General features: G+C 65.7%; 17 protein-coding genes. 10 read left to right on the top strand and 7 right to left on the bottom strand.

Features of this window, described 5'->3' with window-relative positions; genetic code table 11:
* Positions 1-6: 6 nt before the first annotated feature.
* Complete coding sequence (rnhA, locus tag RAM80_RS06010) at positions 7-456, top strand: ribonuclease HI (RefSeq protein WP_416425312.1); 450 nt, start codon at positions 7-9, stop codon at positions 454-456.
* Positions 457-552: 96 nt separating this feature from the next.
* Here the strand turns inward: rnhA and RAM80_RS06005 are convergent, their stop codons facing one another.
* Positions 553-1,725, bottom strand: coding sequence for a MalY/PatB family protein (locus tag RAM80_RS06005; protein WP_416425311.1), 1,173 nt, complete (start codon positions 1,723-1,725; stop codon positions 553-555).
* Between the two features lie 277 nt (positions 1,726-2,002).
* Between RAM80_RS06005 and RAM80_RS06000 the strand changes: the two genes are divergently transcribed.
* The 5 genes from RAM80_RS06000 to RAM80_RS05980 all read left to right on the top strand — a co-directional run bounded on the left by RAM80_RS06000 (position 2,003) and on the right by RAM80_RS05980 (position 6,290).
* Positions 2,003-2,248: a type II toxin-antitoxin system ParD family antitoxin gene (locus tag RAM80_RS06000; RefSeq protein WP_416425310.1), complete on the top strand. Its 246-nt coding sequence runs from the start codon at positions 2,003-2,005 to the stop codon at positions 2,246-2,248.
* Positions 2,241-2,531, top strand: coding sequence for a type II toxin-antitoxin system RelE/ParE family toxin (locus tag RAM80_RS05995; RefSeq protein ID WP_416425309.1), 291 nt, complete (start codon positions 2,241-2,243; stop codon positions 2,529-2,531). Before RAM80_RS06000 ends, RAM80_RS05995 begins: the two co-directional genes overlap by 8 nt.
* Before the next feature lie 65 nt (positions 2,532-2,596).
* Positions 2,597-3,355, top strand: a complete 759-nt coding sequence (gene dnaQ, locus RAM80_RS05990) for a DNA polymerase III subunit epsilon (protein WP_416425308.1) — start codon at positions 2,597-2,599, stop codon at positions 3,353-3,355.
* Between the two features lie 134 nt (positions 3,356-3,489).
* Positions 3,490-5,745 (top strand): Orn/Lys/Arg decarboxylase N-terminal domain-containing protein, encoded by a 2,256-nt coding sequence (locus RAM80_RS05985; protein WP_416425307.1) that lies wholly within the window; start codon positions 3,490-3,492, stop codon positions 5,743-5,745.
* A complete protein-coding gene (locus tag RAM80_RS05980; RefSeq protein WP_416425306.1) occupies positions 5,742-6,290 on the top strand; it encodes a GNAT family N-acetyltransferase in 549 nt (182 codons plus the stop codon). The genes RAM80_RS05985 and RAM80_RS05980 overlap by 4 nt, the downstream gene beginning before the upstream one ends.
* 67 nt (positions 6,291-6,357) lie before the next feature.
* Here RAM80_RS05980 and RAM80_RS05975 read toward each other — a convergent pair whose 3' ends face one another.
* Positions 6,358-7,251 (bottom strand): LysR substrate-binding domain-containing protein, encoded by an 894-nt coding sequence (locus tag RAM80_RS05975; RefSeq protein ID WP_416425305.1) that lies wholly within the window; start codon positions 7,249-7,251, stop codon positions 6,358-6,360.
* A gap of 93 nt (positions 7,252-7,344) precedes the next feature.
* Positions 7,345-7,563 carry a hypothetical protein gene (locus tag RAM80_RS05970; RefSeq protein WP_416425304.1) on the bottom strand — a complete coding sequence of 73 codons (219 nt, stop codon included), beginning with the start codon at positions 7,561-7,563 and terminating at the stop codon, positions 7,345-7,347.
* A gap of 175 nt (positions 7,564-7,738) precedes the next feature.
* On the opposite strand from RAM80_RS05970, the gene RAM80_RS05965 reads away from it, so the two are divergent.
* Positions 7,739-8,293, top strand: coding sequence for an NADPH-dependent FMN reductase (locus RAM80_RS05965; RefSeq protein WP_416425303.1), 555 nt, complete (start codon positions 7,739-7,741; stop codon positions 8,291-8,293).
* Between the two features lie 108 nt (positions 8,294-8,401).
* Here the strand turns inward: RAM80_RS05965 and phnX are convergent, their stop codons facing one another.
* A complete protein-coding gene (gene phnX / locus RAM80_RS05960) occupies positions 8,402-9,229 on the bottom strand; it encodes a phosphonoacetaldehyde hydrolase (protein ID WP_416425302.1) in 828 nt (275 codons plus the stop codon).
* Between the two features lie 40 nt (positions 9,230-9,269).
* Positions 9,270-10,379, bottom strand: coding sequence for a 2-aminoethylphosphonate--pyruvate transaminase (locus RAM80_RS05955; RefSeq protein ID WP_416425301.1), 1,110 nt, complete (start codon positions 10,377-10,379; stop codon positions 9,270-9,272).
* Positions 10,380-10,486: 107 nt separating this feature from the next.
* Between RAM80_RS05955 and RAM80_RS05950 the strand changes: the two genes are divergently transcribed.
* Positions 10,487-11,344 carry a LysR substrate-binding domain-containing protein gene (locus RAM80_RS05950; RefSeq protein ID WP_416425300.1) on the top strand — a complete coding sequence of 286 codons (858 nt, stop codon included), beginning with the start codon at positions 10,487-10,489 and terminating at the stop codon, positions 11,342-11,344.
* 137 nt (positions 11,345-11,481) lie between these two features.
* Here the strand turns inward: RAM80_RS05950 and RAM80_RS05945 are convergent, their stop codons facing one another.
* Entirely contained in the window at positions 11,482-12,351 is an 870-nt protein-coding gene (locus tag RAM80_RS05945; RefSeq protein ID WP_416425299.1) for a LysR substrate-binding domain-containing protein, read from the bottom strand.
* Between the two features lie 243 nt (positions 12,352-12,594).
* On the opposite strand from RAM80_RS05945, the gene RAM80_RS05940 reads away from it, so the two are divergent.
* Together RAM80_RS05940 and RAM80_RS05935 are read left to right on the top strand one after the other, a co-directional pair.
* Positions 12,595-13,908, top strand: coding sequence for an MFS transporter (locus RAM80_RS05940; RefSeq protein ID WP_416425298.1), 1,314 nt, complete (start codon positions 12,595-12,597; stop codon positions 13,906-13,908).
* Between the two features lie 140 nt (positions 13,909-14,048).
* Positions 14,049-14,756: a YebC/PmpR family DNA-binding transcriptional regulator gene (locus RAM80_RS05935; RefSeq protein ID WP_027978204.1), complete on the top strand. Its 708-nt coding sequence runs from the start codon at positions 14,049-14,051 to the stop codon at positions 14,754-14,756.
* Positions 14,757-14,891: 135 nt separating this feature from the next.
* Here the strand turns inward: RAM80_RS05935 and RAM80_RS05930 are convergent, their stop codons facing one another.
* Positions 14,892-16,175: a leucine-rich repeat-containing protein kinase family protein gene (locus RAM80_RS05930; protein ID WP_416425297.1), complete on the bottom strand. Its 1,284-nt coding sequence runs from the start codon at positions 16,173-16,175 to the stop codon at positions 14,892-14,894.
* Between the last annotated feature and the right edge of the window lie 61 nt (positions 16,176-16,236).

The following is a 16,236-nucleotide window of genomic DNA, read 5'->3' as shown; positions in this document are numbered from 1 at the left end:
GTAGTAATGAGCGATAGCGTTGAAATCTTCACCGACGGCGCCTGCAAGGGCAACCCGGGCGTCGGTGGCTGGGGCGCCCTGCTGGTATGCAAGGGCGTTGAAAAGGAACTGTGGGGCGGCGAGGCGGCCACCACCAACAACCGCATGGAGCTGATGGCGGCCATCCGCGGCCTGGAAGAACTCAAGCGCCCCTGCGAGGTGCTGCTGGTGACCGACTCCGAGTATGTGATGAAGGGCATCAACGAGTGGATGGTCAACTGGAAGAAGCGCGGCTGGAAGACCGCCGCCAAGCAGCCGGTGAAGAACGCCGACCTGTGGCAAATGCTGGATGAGCAGGTGGGGCGCCACACCGTGACCTGGAAATGGGTACGCGGCCATACGGGCCACCATGGCAACGAGCGGGCCGACCAGCTGGCGAACCGTGGGGTGGATGAGGTTCGCGCGCTCAAGCGCTGACGTGTAGCAGTTGTGGGAGCTGGCTTGCCAGCGAGTTTTCAGGGCGTCAAAAGCTCGCTGGCAGGCCAGCTCCCACAGAATGTGGCCGCGGCTACATCAATTGCGGGCCTTCAGCGCCCGCTCCATCCGTGCAATCCCTTCCTCCAGCAGCGCCCGCGGGCAACCGAAGTTCAAGCGCACGAACTGCCCACCCACCGCGTCATCGAAATCGGTGCCTGGGCTCAGCCCCACCTTGGCTTCCTTGAGGAAGAAGGCGTGCGGGTCGTTCAGCCCCAGCGCCGTGCAGTCCAGCCACGCCAGGTAGGTGCCCTGGGGCAGCGTCATGGTCACGCCCGGCAGCCGGGTGGCCACGGCGTTGGCCAGGTAATCCCGGTTGGCCTGCAGGTAGGCGGTCACCTCGGCCAGCCATGCGCCGCCATGGGTGAAGGCCGCCTCGGTGGCCACCAGGCCCAGGGTGCTGACGCTGTCGACCATGCCCAGCCGCGCGTTGTTGAAGCGGTGGCGCAGTGACGGGTTCTTGATCACTGCAAAGGCGTTCTTCATGCCGGCGATGTTGAACGCCTTGGTGGCCGACATCAGGGTGATGGTGCGCTGGGCGATGTCATCGTTCAGGCTGGCGATGGGGATGTGCTTGCGCCCGTCGAACAGGATCTGCGCGTGGATCTCGTCGCTGATCAGCAGGGTGTCGTGGGCCACGCAGGCGTCGGCGATGGCCTGCAGTTCAGCGCGTTCGAACACCTTGCCCAGCGGGTTGTGCGGGTTGCTGAGGATCATCGCCCCGGCCTGGCCCAGGGCCTGGTCCAGCGCCTTCAGGTCAGTGGGGTACAGGCCGTTGGCGTCCACGTGGAACGGCAGGTCGATGCGCGGCTGGTTCCAGTGCCCGGCGGCGTTCAGCAGCGGCCGGTAGTTGGGCGTCTGCACCACCACCCCAGCGCCGGGCGCCAGCAGGCCATTGAGCGCCATGTTCACGCCGCCTTCCACGCCGGGCAGGAACACCAGCTCCTCGGGCGCCACCTGCCAGTCGAACAGCTCGCGCAGAGCCTTGACCAGGGTGCCGCGCAGGCTCTCCTGGGCCACGCTGTAGCCCAGCATCGGGTGCATCAGGCGCTCCTGCAGGGCCTGGACAATGCCCGGCGCCACGGCGAAGTCCATGTCGGCCACCCACATGGGCAGCACGTCGGCGGGGAAGCGGCTCCACTTGGTGCTGCCGGTGTTGTGGCGGTCGTGGACGGTGTCCAGGTTGAATGTGTTGGCCACGCGGGTCTCCATGGGTTGGGCGGGCGAGGGCGATAATATGCGGTATTTTTGCCGGTGCTGCACTTGTGGAGACGGCTACCGGCCTCGGACGCCGCCTGGCGGCAGCTGCTACGGAGACATCTCCTCTAACAAAGCAATCGTTGCCTGGTTGTCCCTGATTGGTAGGCTCGACGCCTGACAAACGGGAAGCGCCATCGTGACTTCAACAAACATCTCCACACTCCGTGCACAAGACCGCACCAATAGTATGATAATCTGCGACAGCAGAATCAGACCCTTAGGTGGAATCATGGCCACGGTACGCAAAACCATCACCCTGACCGACGCGCAGGACAGCTGGATCAAGGCCCAGATTGATTCTGGGTTATACACCAACGACAGTGAATGCATCCGCGACCTCATTCGTCGCGAGCAGGAATATCGGCATAGTCGCGACGCCATTCGTGCCGCGCTCATTGTCGGTGAGGCCAGCGGAGAGCCTCAGCCCTTCGACGCCGAAGCGTTCAAGCAAAGAATGACCACCACACGTGCCTGAATACCGTCTGACGCCAGCTGCCGTGGTGGATCTCGAAGGCATATGGCGGTACACGGAGCAACGGTGGGGCGTTGAGCAGGCCAACGCTTACACAGATGCACTGACACGAGCGTTCGGTGACTTGGCAGCTCGTCCATCCAAAGCAAGGGCGTGCAATGAAATTCGAGAGGCTTACCGCCTTATCACGATCGAGCATCATACGGTCTACCTGACGGTACAGATTTATGGCATCGCCATTGTGCGGATCCTGCACAAGGCAATGGACGCACCGCGACACCTCTAACAGCCCCCACTTATGCTAAAGTGCGCGGCTGTCCCCGCTGTTGAAATGACGAGAGTGTTGCACCCATGGCGACGAGATACGTAGTCCTCGATACCGAAACCACCGGCATGCCGGTCACCGATGGTCACCGGATCATCGAAATCGGTTGTGTCGAAGTCATCGGCCGGCGCCTGACCGGGCGCAATTTCCACGTCTATTTGCAGCCGGACCGCTCAAGCGACGAAGGCGCGATCGGCGTGCACGGCATCACCGACCAGTTCCTGATCGGCAAGCCACGCTTTGCCGAGGTGGCCGAGGAGTTCTTCGAGTTCATCAAGGGCGCCGAGCTGATCATCCACAACGCGGCGTTCGACGTTGGTTTCATCAACAACGAATTCGCCTTGATGGGCCAGCAGGACCGGGCCGACGTCACCACTTATTGCACGGTGCTCGACACCCTGGCCATGGCCCGTGAGCGCCACCCCGGCCAGCGCAACAGCCTCGACGCCCTGTGCAAGCGCTATGGCGTGGACAACTCCGGCCGTGAGCTGCACGGCGCGTTGCTCGACTCCGAGATTCTGGCGGACGTCTACCTGGCCATGACCGGTGGCCAGACCAGCCTGTCGCTGGCCGGCAACTCCAGCGACGGCGCCGGCGATGGCTCGGGCAACCAGGGCAGCGAAATTCGCCGCCTGCCCGCCGACCGCCGCCACGCCCCGGTGATTCGCGCCAGCGAGGCCGAGCTGGCCGAGCACGAGGCGCGCCTGGCGATCATCGCCAAGTCGGCCGGCGCCCCGGCGCTGTGGAGCCAGCTGCTGGAAGCGGAGCAGGGCGCACCCGCCTGATAGCGCTTTGCCCCTGAATTATCCAGGGGCGACCTTTTATTACACCCGCACCGTCTTGCCTGACACGCAGGCCGCCAACCTTCTACCCTGAGACCATGGGCCGCCTTTTTGCGGCCGTCTCGGGGCTGCCTGCGATGTACAAAGACCTGAAGTTTCCCGTGCTGATCGTGCACCGCGACGTCAAGGCCGACACCGTGGCCGGCGCGCGGGTGAGGGGCATTGCCCAGGAGCTCGAGCAGGAAGGCTTCAGCATCCTGCTGGCCACCGACGACGCCGAAGCGCGGCTGGTGGCCGCCACCCACCATGGCCTGGCCTGCATGCTGATTGCCGCCGAGGGCGCGGGCGAGCACACCCACCTGCTGAAGAACATGGTGACGTTGATTCGCCTGGCGCGGGTGCGCGCGCCAAACCTGCCGATCTTCGCCCTGGGCGAGCAGGTGACGCTGGAGAATGCCTCGGCCGATGCCTTGAGCGAACTCAACCAGCTGCGCGGCATCCTTTATCTGTTCGAGGACACCGTGCCGTTCCTGGCCCGGCAGGTCGCCCGCGCCGCACGCAATTACCTGGATGGCCTGCTGCCACCGTTCTTCAAGGCGCTGGTGCAGCACACCGCGCAATCCAACTATTCCTGGCACACCCCCGGCCACGGCGGTGGCGTGGCCTACCGCAAGAGCCCGGTGGGCCAGGCGTTCCACCAGTTCTTCGGGGAGAACACCCTGCGCTCGGACCTGTCGGTGTCGGTGCCCGAGCTGGGCTCGCTGCTCGACCACACCGGGCCGCTGGCCGAGGCCGAGGCGCGGGCCGCGCGCAACTTCGGCGCCGACCACACCTTTTTCGTCATCAATGGCACCTCCACCGCCAACAAGATCGTCTGGCACGCCACCGTCGCCCGCGGCGACCTGGTGCTGGTGGACCGCAACTGCCACAAGTCGGTGCTGCACGCCATCATCATGACCGGCGCCATCCCGCTGTACCTGACGCCGGAGCGCAATGAACTGGGCATCATCGGCCCCATTCCCCTGGGCGAGTTCAGCCCGGCGTCGATCCAGGCCAAGATCGCCGCCAACCCGCTCACCCGCGGGCGGCCGCCCAAGGTCAAGCTGGCGGTGGTCACCAACTCCACCTACGACGGCCTGTGTTACAACGCCGAGCTGATCAAGCGCACCCTGGGCAACAGCGTCGAGGTGCTGCATTTCGACGAGGCCTGGTATGCCTATGCCGCCTTCCATGAGTTTTTCGCCGGCCGCTACGGCATGGGCACTACCCGCAGCGACGACAGCCCGTTGGTATTCAGCACCCACTCCACCCACAAGCTGATGGCCGCGTTCAGCCAGGCATCGATGATCCACGTGCAGGACGGCGGCCTGCGCCAACTGGATCGCGACCGCTTCAACGAAGCCTTCATGATGCACATCTCTACCTCGCCGCAGTACAGCATCATCGCCTCGCTGGACGTGGCCTCGGCGATGATGGAAGGCCCGGCCGGGCGCTCGCTGCTGCAGGAAATGTTCGACGAGGCCTTGAGCTTCAGGCGTGCCCTGGCCAACCTGCGGCAGTCGTTCGGCGCCGATGACTGGTGGTTCAGCATCTGGCAGCCGCCGGGGGTGGAGGGCGCGGAACAGGTCAGCACCGGCGACTGGCTGCTGGCGCCCGAGGCCGACTGGCACGGCTTTGGCGAGGTGGCCGAGGACTATGTGCTACTCGACCCCATCAAGGTGACCCTGGTGATGCCGGGGCTGACCGCCTCGGGCGCCTTGAGCGAGCACGGCATACCGGCGGCAGTGGTCAGCAAGTTCCTCTGGGAGCGCGGGCTGGTGGTGGAGAAGACCGGGCTGTATTCGTTCCTGGTGCTGTTCTCCATGGGCATCACCAAGGGCAAATGGAGCACGCTGCTCACCGAGCTCCTGGAGTTCAAGCGCAGCTACGACGCCAACGTCGAGCTGATGCAGTGCCTGCCCTGCGTGGCGCGCCTGGACCCGGTGCGCTACCAGGGCATGGGCCTGCGCGACCTGTGCGACCAGCTGCACGGCTGTTACCGCAGCAACGCCACGGCCAAGCACCTCAAGCGCATGTACACGACCTTGCCCGAAGCGGCCATGAGCCCGGCCGACGCCTACGACGCGCTGGTGCGCGGTGAAGTGGAAGCGGTACCCATAGACGAGTTGCCGGGGCGCATCGCAGCGGTCATGCTGGTGCCTTACCCGCCGGGCATTCCGTTGATCATGCCGGGGGAGCGCTTCAGCGATTCCACGCGCTCGGTGATCGACTACCTGGCCTTCGCCCGCGCGTTCGACCAGGGCTTCCCCGGCTTTGTCGCCGACGTGCACGGCTTGCAACACGAATACGGCCCTTACACGGTCGACTGCATCAAGGAGACCGAGAAGTCATGAGTACGGTCAACCCGGCCATTGCCGTGCGCCTGGCGGATGACGCCTTCGCGCCTTATGTGCTGGACAGCGAATACGCCTTTGAGGTACGCGGTTATGCGTGCCCGCAGATCGGCAAGCCCGTGGCCCAGTGGCCAGTGCAGGCGGTGGCGCCGTACCAGAAGTGCTACGGCATCGACCCGGACGAATTCCGCAGCTACCGCGACAAGGACGACAGCGCGATTTTCGTCGCCTGGCTGGACGGCCGCCCGGTGGGCCACGTGGTGGTGAGCACCAACTGGAACGGCCTGGCCCACGTCGACGAACTGGCGGTGCACGCCCCGGCCCGCCGCCATGGCGTGGCCCGCGCCTTGCTGGGGGTGACGCAGTGGTGGGCGCGCAAGAAGCGCCTGCCGGGAATCATGCTGGAAACCCAGAACAACAACCTGGCGGCGTGCCGCTTGTATGAAGGCTTCGGCTTCGAACTGGGCGGCATCGACCACCTGCGCTACCGCGGCATCGACCCGCAGACCAGCGAGGTGGCGATGTTCTGGTATTTGATGTTTTAGCCCTTGGACGCGGCCTGCGGCCGCTGCTACGAGGACTGCCGTCCCGTAGCAGCGGCCGCAGGCCGCGTCATGGGTTCAACATCCCCTGGGCCTTTTGCTCGACGATTTCCAGCAACGCTTTCAACGCCGCACTCGGCTCGCTGCCCTTGAGCGTCAGCGCGTACAAGGTCACCGGCACCGCCGGCGAGATCGGGCACACGTCCAGCCCGGCCTCGCGCGCACCTGCCGCAGTGAACGGGTCCACCACCGCCAGGCCTTCGCCGGCCTCGACCATGCTGCGCATCATCGAGTAGTTCTGCACCCGGGTCTGCACCTTGGGCGCCGGGCGCAGCGCTTCCAGTTTGGCGTCCAGCCTGAGGCTGAGCGGGTCCTGGCCTTCGAGGCCGATCATGGCCTGGCCGGCCAGCTCCTGGATGCCGATGTACTTGTGCTTGGGCGACAGCCAGCCGTGGGGCGCCAGCAGTTGCACCTTGCCCTCCAGCAGCGCCGTGCAGTCGATGTCGGGATGGTGCGGTGGGTGCAGGCTCAGGCCCAGTTCGCCTTCGCGCAGCAGCAGGCTGCGGACGATGCTGGCGGTGGGCTGGCTGAGCAGCTGGCAGGGCGTGTCCTGAAAGCGTCGGCGCAGGGCGGCCAGGCTTTGCGGCAGCAGGCGGTGGGCCAGGGCTTCGGTGCAGATTACCCGCAGGGGTGTTTCCTGGTGCAGGCGCAGGTCGGCGGCCTGGCGGCGCAGCTGTTCCAGCGGCGCGTCCAGCAGGTCGAGGGTGGCGGCCAGCGCCAGGGCCTCAGCAGTGGGCTGGAAACGCCCGCGCACGCGCGCGAACAGCAACAGGCCGCTCTGGGTCTCGGCGTCCTGCAGCGTGGCGTTGAGGGTGTCCTGGGGAAGTTGCAGCAACTCGGCGGCAGCGCTGAGGCTGCCGCCGTGCATGAGCGCCTGAATCACTTCAATGTGGCGTAGTCGCATGAGTGCAATCCGTGCCCGGTGAGGGGAGCCGGCCGGCTCGATGGGGCATTATGCCGGGCGTTGCGCGACCACTGCCAGCGACGCGGGAAGGGCTCACGGGATACGGATGATCTCGACGCCGCTCTGGACCAGTTCGAAACGGTCATCACCCAGGTGGTTGACGCGGTCGCCAATGGCCAGACGATAAGTGGTTCTAGGGGCCGAGCCGCTGCTGCCGTCCGCCTCCAAGGTGGCTTCCTGGAATTCATGCACCGGGTAGATCCGACCTTCGGCATCCCGCGCATGAAACTGTCCAACGAGTACTGCAGCCATTGAATTACAACCTCTGAATATATCCACGTGTGAAACTTGCGCCCTGTAGACCACTGTTTTACCTGGGAAGTTTTACCGTTGATGAAAAAAAACCGTCTCCCGGAACGTCGCGAGGCAAACCACGCCAGGCTCATCTATACCTACACCTCCTTTTGCCGGAAATGTTGGAGCAGTCATGAGCAAGGTGTACTCCGTCGCCGTCCTGGTCGGCAGCTTGAGAAAAGCATCCCTCAACCGCAAGGTCGCCCAGGCCTTGATCGCCCTGGCACCACCGAGCCTGTCATTGAAGATCATCGAAATTGGCGACTTGCCGCTTTATAACGAAGACATCGATGGTACACCACCGGCGGCCTATACGGCCTTTCGCAATGCCCTCGGTTCGTCGGATGCCGTGTTGTTCGTCACCCCCGAATACAACCGTTCGGTGCCGGCGCCGTTGAAAAATGCCATTGACGTAGGCTCAAGGCCGTATGGCAAGAGTTCCTGGGCAGGCAAGCCGGGTGCGGTGATCAGCGTGTCGCCGGGGGCCATTGGCGGCTTTGGCGCCAACCATCACCTGCGCCAGTCCCTGGTATTCCTGAATGTGCCGTGCATGCAGCAACCCGAGGCGTACGTGGGCAATGCGGGGGCGTTGTTCGATGACAGCGGGGCGCTGGCGGAGAAGAGCAAGCCGTTCCTGCAGGGCTTCATCGATGCGTATGCGAAGTGGGTGGAGCGGTATCACGCCTGACCTGTAGCCGCTGCCGCCAGGCTGCGCCGGCCCTGGACCACACTGAAGACCTCCAGCGTACGTCAGGGCCAGCGCAGCCTGGCGGCAGCGGCTACAAGGCGTGCAGGATTACGCGCTTTGCGGCATCTCGCCGGCGGCGAGGCGGCGGTTGATGTCGGCGATCACGTCCGGCAGCTCGTTGATGGTGTCGATCAGGTAGTGCGGGCGCGAGCCTTCGAACAGCGCGTGGATGCGCTTGCGCTCGCTGTCCAGCTTCTCCGGCGCCAGCGCCTTGTAGCCTTCGTAGGTCAGGCCCAGGGCGTTGCCCGAGCACACCAGCGCCACGGTCCACATGCCGGCGCGACGGCCTTCGAGGATGCCCGGCACGGTGTCGTCGACCTTGACGCAGGCGGCGACGTCGTCGATGCCCAGGGCAATGACGTTGGCCAGGGCCTGGGACGGCCATGGGCGGCCATTGGGGACTTCGTCGGTGGCCACCACGTGGTCGGCGACGTAGCCGTTCTGCTTGGCCAGTTCGACCACCTTCGCCATCACCACGGCCGGGTAGCCGGAGCACGAGCCGATCTTCAGGCCGTCGTTGCGCAGCGCGGTGATGGTGTCCAGCGCGCCGGGGATCAGCGCCGAGTGAGTGGCGATCTTTTCGATCTGCAGCGGCATGAAGCGGTTGTAGATGGCGGTCACGTCGTCGTCGGTCGGCGCGCGGCCGAACACCTTGGCGTAGCGCTCGCTGATGGCCGGTACGTTGCACAGGGTGCGGATGTGGTCCCACTTGCCCATGCCCATGGGGCCGCGGGCTTCCTCGATGGACACTTGCACGTCGAACTCGCCGAAGGCCTCGACGAAGATCTGGGTAGGGGCGAACGAGCCGAAGTCGACCACGGTGCCGGCCCAGTCGAGGATCACGGCCTGGGTTTTGCTGGGGTTGCTGTAGTTCATGGGTACGTCCTGATCAATACTTCAAATAGAGGGAGAGAGGTCAGATATCCAGCACTTCCATTTCGCGCAGCACCTGGGCCACGGCGTCCACGGCGGCCTGCATGCCGCTGCGGTCCACGCAGCCGATGCAGCCGACGCGGAAGGTTTCGACCTGGGTCAGCTTGCCCGGGTAGAGGATGAAACCCTTGGCCTTGACGCGCTCGTAGAACTCCTTGAACTGGTAACGCGGGTCTTGCGGGGCGTGGAAGGTGACGATGATCGGCGCCTGGATGGCCGCCGGCAGGAAGCTGCGCAGGCCAATGGCGTCCATGCCGTCCAGCAGCGCCTGGCAGTTGTCGGCGTAGCGGGCGTGGCGCGCGGCCAGGCCGCCTTCTTCGTTGTATTGCAGCAGGGCTTCGTGCAGCGCCGCGACCACGTGGGTGGGCGGGGTGAAGCGCCATTGGCCGGTCTTGGCCATGTACTGATACTGGTCGTGCAGGTCCATGGCCAGCGAGTGGCAGTTGCCCTCGGCCTGGGCCAGCGCGGCCTTGTTGGCGAACACGAAGCCCATGCCCGGCACGCCTTCCAGGCACTTGCCGGAGGCGGCGATCAGGGCGTCGAACGGCACCTTGGCGGCGTCGATCGGCAGTGCGCCGAAGCTGCTCATGGCGTCGATGATCAGGCGTTTGCCGTGGCCGGCCACGACTTGGGCAATCTCTGGCAGCGGGTTGAGGATGCCGGTGCTGGTCTCGCAGTGGATCAGCGCCACGTGGCTGATGCTGGGGTCTTCGCCCAGCAGGCGGTCGACGTCAGCGGCGGTGGTGGGCTCGTCCTCGGCGGTCTCGAAGGTGCTGAAGGCGCGGCCTAGTACCTTGCAGATCTTGGCCAGGCGCTGGCCGTAGGCGCCGTTGATCAGCACCAGTACCTTGCCGTCGCGCGGTACCAGGGTGCCGATGGCGGCTTCCACGGCGAAGGTGCCGCTGCCTTGCAGGGGTACGCAGTGGTGGCTGGCGGCGCCGTTGATGATGGTCAGCAGTTGTTCGCAGACACTGGCGGTGAGCTGGTTGAAGCTGGCATCCCAGGAGCCCCAATCCATCATCATTGCCTGACGGGTGCGGGCCGAAGTGGTCAGTGGACCAGGGGTAAGCAGGATCGGGGCAGTGGTGCTCATGGTGTTCCTCGCAAGCGGTGGGCTGAACTTACGGCGCCTAAGTTGCAATTCCATGAAGCATCAATCAAATTGTTTATTGTTATCCCAACTATAAGTCAGGCCGATTCATGAACCTTTTCCAGCTGCGCGCATTCGACGCCGTGGCCCGCGAGGGCAGCTTCACCCGCGCCGCCGAGCGCCTGTTCATCAGCCAGCCGGCGGTCACCGGGCACATCAAGGCGCTGGAGGAGCACTACCAGCTGACGCTGTTGCGGCGCACCGCCCGACGAGTGGAACTGACCGAGGAGGGCACCAAGCTGGCAGCCATCACCCGGGCCATGTTCAGCCTCGCCGAGGAGGCCCAGGCGATGTTGGAGGCCAACCGCCAGTTGCTCACCGGGCGCCTTGAGGTGGCCGCCGATGGCCCGCACCGGGTGATGCCGATGCTGGCCAGCTTGCGCGAGCGGTACCCAGGCATCACCGTCAACCTGCGCCTGGGCAACGCCCAGGAAACCCTGGCGGCGCTGACCGCTGAGCACGCTGACGTGGCGGTGATGACCGAGGTGGAGCCGCGCAAGGGCCTGCACCTGCAGGCGTTGAGCCCGTCGCAGATCTGCGCGCTGGTGCCGGCGGGGCATGAGTGGGCCGGGCAGGCCATCGACCTGGCGCAGTTGCACGAGCAGATCATGGTGCTGCGCGAGCCCCATTCCATCACCCGCCGCACCTTTGACCAGGCGTGCGCCGAGGTTGGGGTGGCGCCGCGGGTGCTGCTGGAGCTGGACAGCCGCGAGGCAGTGACCGAGGCGGTGGCGGCGCAGCTGGGGGTTGGCATTGTCTCGTCGGTGGAGGTCAGCCACGACCCGCGGGTGGTGGCGGTGCCGGTGCGCGGCGAGGGGCTGGTCAACCGGCACATGATCGGCTGCCTGGAACGCCGGCGCGAGCTGCGGCTGATTCGCGCCTTCCTCGACCTGGCCCCACCCCCGTAGCAGCAACTGTTTTGAAATGGCGTCGTCTGCATCGCGACTAAAGTCGGCTCCTACCGCGTACGTGGTAGGAGCCGGCCTTGGCCGCGATGCAGGCAACGCGGTCCAAGCGGTATACGCATTCGCGTAGCAGCCGAGGGTTACAGGCTCTCGCGCATGATGTCCAAGAACGTTGCCACCACCCGGCGGTTGCTTTGCTCCTTCAGGCACACCAGGTTTTCGGTCAGGCGCCGGGTGCAGTCCAGGATCGGCAGCACGCACACCCGCGAGTCGGCACCAAACTCGGCGGCCGACACCACGCCCACGCCAATCCCCGCCACCACCGCTTCGCGCGCCGCCTCCCGGCCTTCCACCTGGATGGCCGCGCGCACCCGCAGGCCGCGGCCGTGCATCTCCGCCTCCAGGGTCTGGCGGGTGACCGAGCGGGTTTCGCGCAGCACCATCGGCGTGTCGTCGAGGTCGGCGAGGTGAATGGCCTGGCGCCCGGCCCAGGGATGGCTGTGGGCCACGAACGCCACCATGGGCGCATCGCGCAGGGGTATGACCAACAGGCGCTCGTCGTCCACGTCGCGGCCCAGCAGCGCCAGGTCGGCCTGGTAGCTGAACAGGCGGGTGAGGGCGTCGTCGGTGTTGCCGGTCTCCACCTTGACGTTGATGCCGGGGTAGCGCTGGCAGAACCGTGCGATCTGCGGCAGCACGTGCACCGGCGCGTCCACCGCCAGCACCAGGCTGCCGGTCTGCAGCGCCTGGGAGGCCTGCAGCAGCTCCTGGGCCTCGTTCTCGCAGGCGAACAGGCGCTGGGTAACGCCCAGCAGGCGCTCGCCCAGGTCGGTGAGGCGCACCGAGCGCTTGTTGCGGTGAAACAGCAGCACGCCAAAGCGCTCCTCCAGCTTGCGCACCTGGTCGGAGATGGCCGGCTGGGTCAGGAACAGCCGCTCGGCGGCCCGGGTGAAGCTGCCGTGGACCGCCACGGCATGGAACGCCTTGAGTTGTGCGTTGGAGACGGCCATGGTGTGCACCTTAGAAGCTGGGCTTATGTGTGAAATACGATAAATCGATTTCCCTTATGGTTATGGAATTGTTTCCATCATGTCCAGCCCGATTGTCCGACGCAGAAATCGCAACGGGCCGGGGGCGCCCACGCGCCTCCTCTGACCAGGTGCGGGCCCGCCCCTGAAGTGCGCAACACAATAAGAACGAAGGCAATTTTTCTTCAATTCTGCCGGCACACTCATCCCCGAGGTCAGACTCACATGACTCAGCACATCGCAACCATCAAGCGTTGGCGTATGCAGATCTTCGCCATCACCTGGTTGGCCTACGCCGCTTTCTACTTCACCCGCAAGGCCTTCTCGGTGGCCAAGCTCGGCATCGCCGACGACCCTACCTTTCACCTCGACAAGATGGCCATGGCCAACCTCGACGGTATCTACCTGGCGGCCTACGCCGTGGGCCAGTTCACCTGGGGTATGCTCGCCGACCGCTTCGGGCCGCGGGTGGTGGTGCTCGGCGGCCTGTTGATTTCTGCCGCCGCGGCCCTGGTGATGGGCACCTGGGCGACCTTCCCGGTGTTCGCCAGCTGCATGCTGGTGCAGGGCCTGGCGCAGTCCACCGGCTGGTCGGGGCTGTGCAAGAACATCGGCAGCTTCTTCCCGGCCCGCGAGCGCGGCCAGGTGCTGGGTTGGTGGAGCTCGTGCTACGCCTTCGGCGGCCTGGTGGCTTCGCCGTTCGCCGGCTGGTGGGCCTACGACGTGTTCGGCAACTGGGAGGCGGCGTTCATCAGCTGCGCCGTGGTGGTCGCCGGCGTCGCGCTGCTGTTCTTCATCTTCCAGCGCAACAAGCCCGAGGACGTCGGCCTGCCGGCGGTGGAACCGGAGCCCGAGCGCCAGGCCGCTGCCCACGTCAGCAGCGTCTGGGCGCCGTTGCGCGAGGTGCTGCGCAACCGCACCGTGCTGGTCCTGGGCCTTGCGTATTTCATGCTCAAGCCGGCGCGCTACGCGATTCTGCTGTGGGGGCCGGTGATCGTCTTCGAGCAGATGCCGTCGGTGGGCAAGGTCGGTGCGGCCATCGTGCCGACGGCCTTCGAGCTGGCCGGGCTGCTGGGGCCGATCATGATCGGCCTGGCCTCGGACAAGCTGTTCGGCGCGCGGCGCATGCCGGCCTGCGTGCTCAGCCTGCTGGCGCTGACCGTGACGTTGGCGCTGTTCATGGGCGCCATGCACACCGGCAGCGTGCTGCTGGTGGTGAGCCTGCTGTTCGTGATGGGCCTGACCCTGTACGGCCCCGACTCGATGATCAGCGGCGCCGCCGCCATCGACTTCGGCACCGCCAAGGCCGGCGCCACCGCTGCCGGCTTCGTCAACGGCTGCGGCTCGGTGGGCGCGGTGCTGGGCGGGCTGTTGCCCGGCTATTTCGACACGGTGACGGTGTTCATCGTCTTTGCCGGCTGCGCGCTGTTCGCCGCCGCGGTGCTGGTGCCGCACTGGAACAGCCGCCCGGCGGCGCTCAGCCAGGAGCCCCTGGCCAGCGCGCCGACGCCGCTGGCGGCCAAGGCCCTGCGCACCTGAAGGTTCAAGCGCGGTGACGTTGCCCGGTCAGGTCTCGGCAGACTGACCGGGATTTTTTGTCGATTGCCGGTTTAAGGGCGTATAAACTGGCGCCATGCGCTGATCGATACCGGTATCGGCGCCAGAGAAAGAGAGTTGAAATGGGCGCACAGTGGAAAGCTAAACACAGAGAAGCAGCAGCCAACGCCAAAGGGCGTATCTTCGGCAAGCTGTCCAAGGAAATTTCGATTGCCGCGCGGGCCGGTACCGACCCCGACACCAACGCGCGCCTGCGCCTGGTCATCGAGCAGGCGAAGAAAGCCTCCATGACCCGCGAGACCCTGGAACGTGCCATCAAGAAAGGCGCGGGCATCGGTGGCGAAGCGGTCAACTACACCCTGGTCAAATACGAAGGCTTCGCCCCGCACCAGGTGCCGGTGATCGTCGAGTGCCTGACCGACAACGTCAACCGCACCGTCTCGCAGATCCGCGTGCTGTTCCGCAAGGGCACCCTGGGCGCCGAAGGTTCGGTGTCGTGGGACTTCAACCACGTGGGCATGATCGAAGCCACCCCGGCCAGCGCCGACGCTGACCCGGAAATGGCCGCCATCGAAGCCGGCGCGCAGGATTTCGAAGCGGGCGAGGAAGAGGGTTCGACCCTGTTCGTCACCGACTTCGCCGACCTGGACGCGGTGTGCAAGGCCCTGCCGGAGCAAGGCTTCAACGTGGTATCGGCGAAAATCGGCTATATGCCGAAGAACCCGGTGTCCGGCCTGAGCGACGAGCACATGGCCGAAGTCGAGGCGTTCCTGGAAGCCATCGACGAGAACGACGACGTGCAGAACGTGTACGTGGGCCTGGCCGGCTAAACCTGCCGCAACCCCGCCGCAACTGCCCACCTGTAGCCGCTGCCGAAGGCTGCGCTGGCCCTTGTCCACGCTGGAGATCTCCAGCGTACTCAGCGGCCAGCGCAGCCTGCGGCAGCGGCTACGCGTTCGTGGTGGTTACGCCAATACCGTGGTGAGGGCATTGAAGTCCGGGCGTGCCAGCACGTCGGGCTGCACGCACGCCTGCTGCAACGCCACCCAGCGCTGATCCACTCCCTCGCAGCGCTCGATCAATTCCCCCAGCCAGATCCCGAACGCCCGCACCTCGATGCGTTGCAGCGTCGCGGCCAGCTGGCTGCCGTCCTGCGGGTAGAACGAGGCGGCGCCAAAATCCCCCAGCAAACAGTCGCCCTGGGCGTTGTACAGGGTGTTGTGCCCGTACAGGTCGCCGTGGTTGATGCCGTGCCGGTGCAGGTGCGCCGCCACCGAGGCCATGCCTTGGGCCATGGCCAGCAAGGTCTGCGGGGTGAACCGCGTGCCCTCGGGGTACACGTCGCGGCTGCAGGTGTCGAAGCTGGGCAGCGCGGCCAGGTTGATGAACGCCGGGCCGATCAGGTCCATCACCAGGCCCGCCACGCCTTCGGGGTGGCCCTTGAGCTTGCCTTCGATACGAATCAGGTTGGGGTGCAGGCCGGCGGCAATGCAGGCGTTCATCTCGTTCAGCGGCGTGCCGTCGCTGGTGATGTCGCCCTTGTACAGCTTGACCGCTACCGGCGTGTCGCCCCATTGCGCCTGATGGATGATGCCCGAGGCGCCTTCGCCCAGTTTCTGCTCCAACTGCAACTGCTGCCAGGCGATGTCGGCGGTGATGCCGTCCTCGTCGTGGGGCGTGGTGAACGCGGCGCTCATCGGGTTACCGGCCCAGGCCAGCCAGGCCAGGCTCGGCAGGCTGTGCAGCCAGTCGGGCAGGGCGGCCAGGCGGTTGGCGGACAGGCGCAGCAGCTCCAGCTTGTGCAGCTTGGCCATGCTCGCCGGCAACTGCGTCAGGCGGTTGCCGGCCAGCATGAATTTCTGCATCAAGTGGCAGTCGCCGATCTCGTCCGGCAACGCCTCGATGCAGTTGTCGGTCAGGATCAGCCAGCGCAGCTTGGGCCCCAGCGCGGCGGCCGGCACCTGCGCGATACGGTTGGACTTGAAGCCCACCATGCTCAGCTGCGGGCACTGGCCGATGCAGGCCGGCAGCTCGGTGAACTGGTTGCTGGAGCAGAACAGAATCTTCAGCCGGGCCAGCCGGTGCAGGTCGTCGGGCAGGCTGCGCAGGGCGTTGCCCGTGAGGTTGAGCACCTCCAGGGTGTCGGCCAGCTCGAAGATCTCGCGGGGGAACTCGGTCAGGCCACAGGCCAGGTCCAGGCGGGTGCTGCCGGCCAGTTTGCCGGCCTTCAGAAGGGCAAGGGTATCCATAGGGCTCGTCTTGGAAAATTCGCGATGCCCATCATAGCGGCCATACTCAGCTTTCGCCCGT

The sequence above is a fragment of the Pseudomonas sp. App30 genome, from assembly GCF_047947025.1.
In the GTDB taxonomy this organism is placed as follows: Bacteria; Pseudomonadota; Gammaproteobacteria; order Pseudomonadales; family Pseudomonadaceae; genus Aquipseudomonas.
The sequence above is the reverse complement of the archived record's forward strand: the minus strand, read 5'-3'. Positions and strand labels throughout refer to the sequence as shown.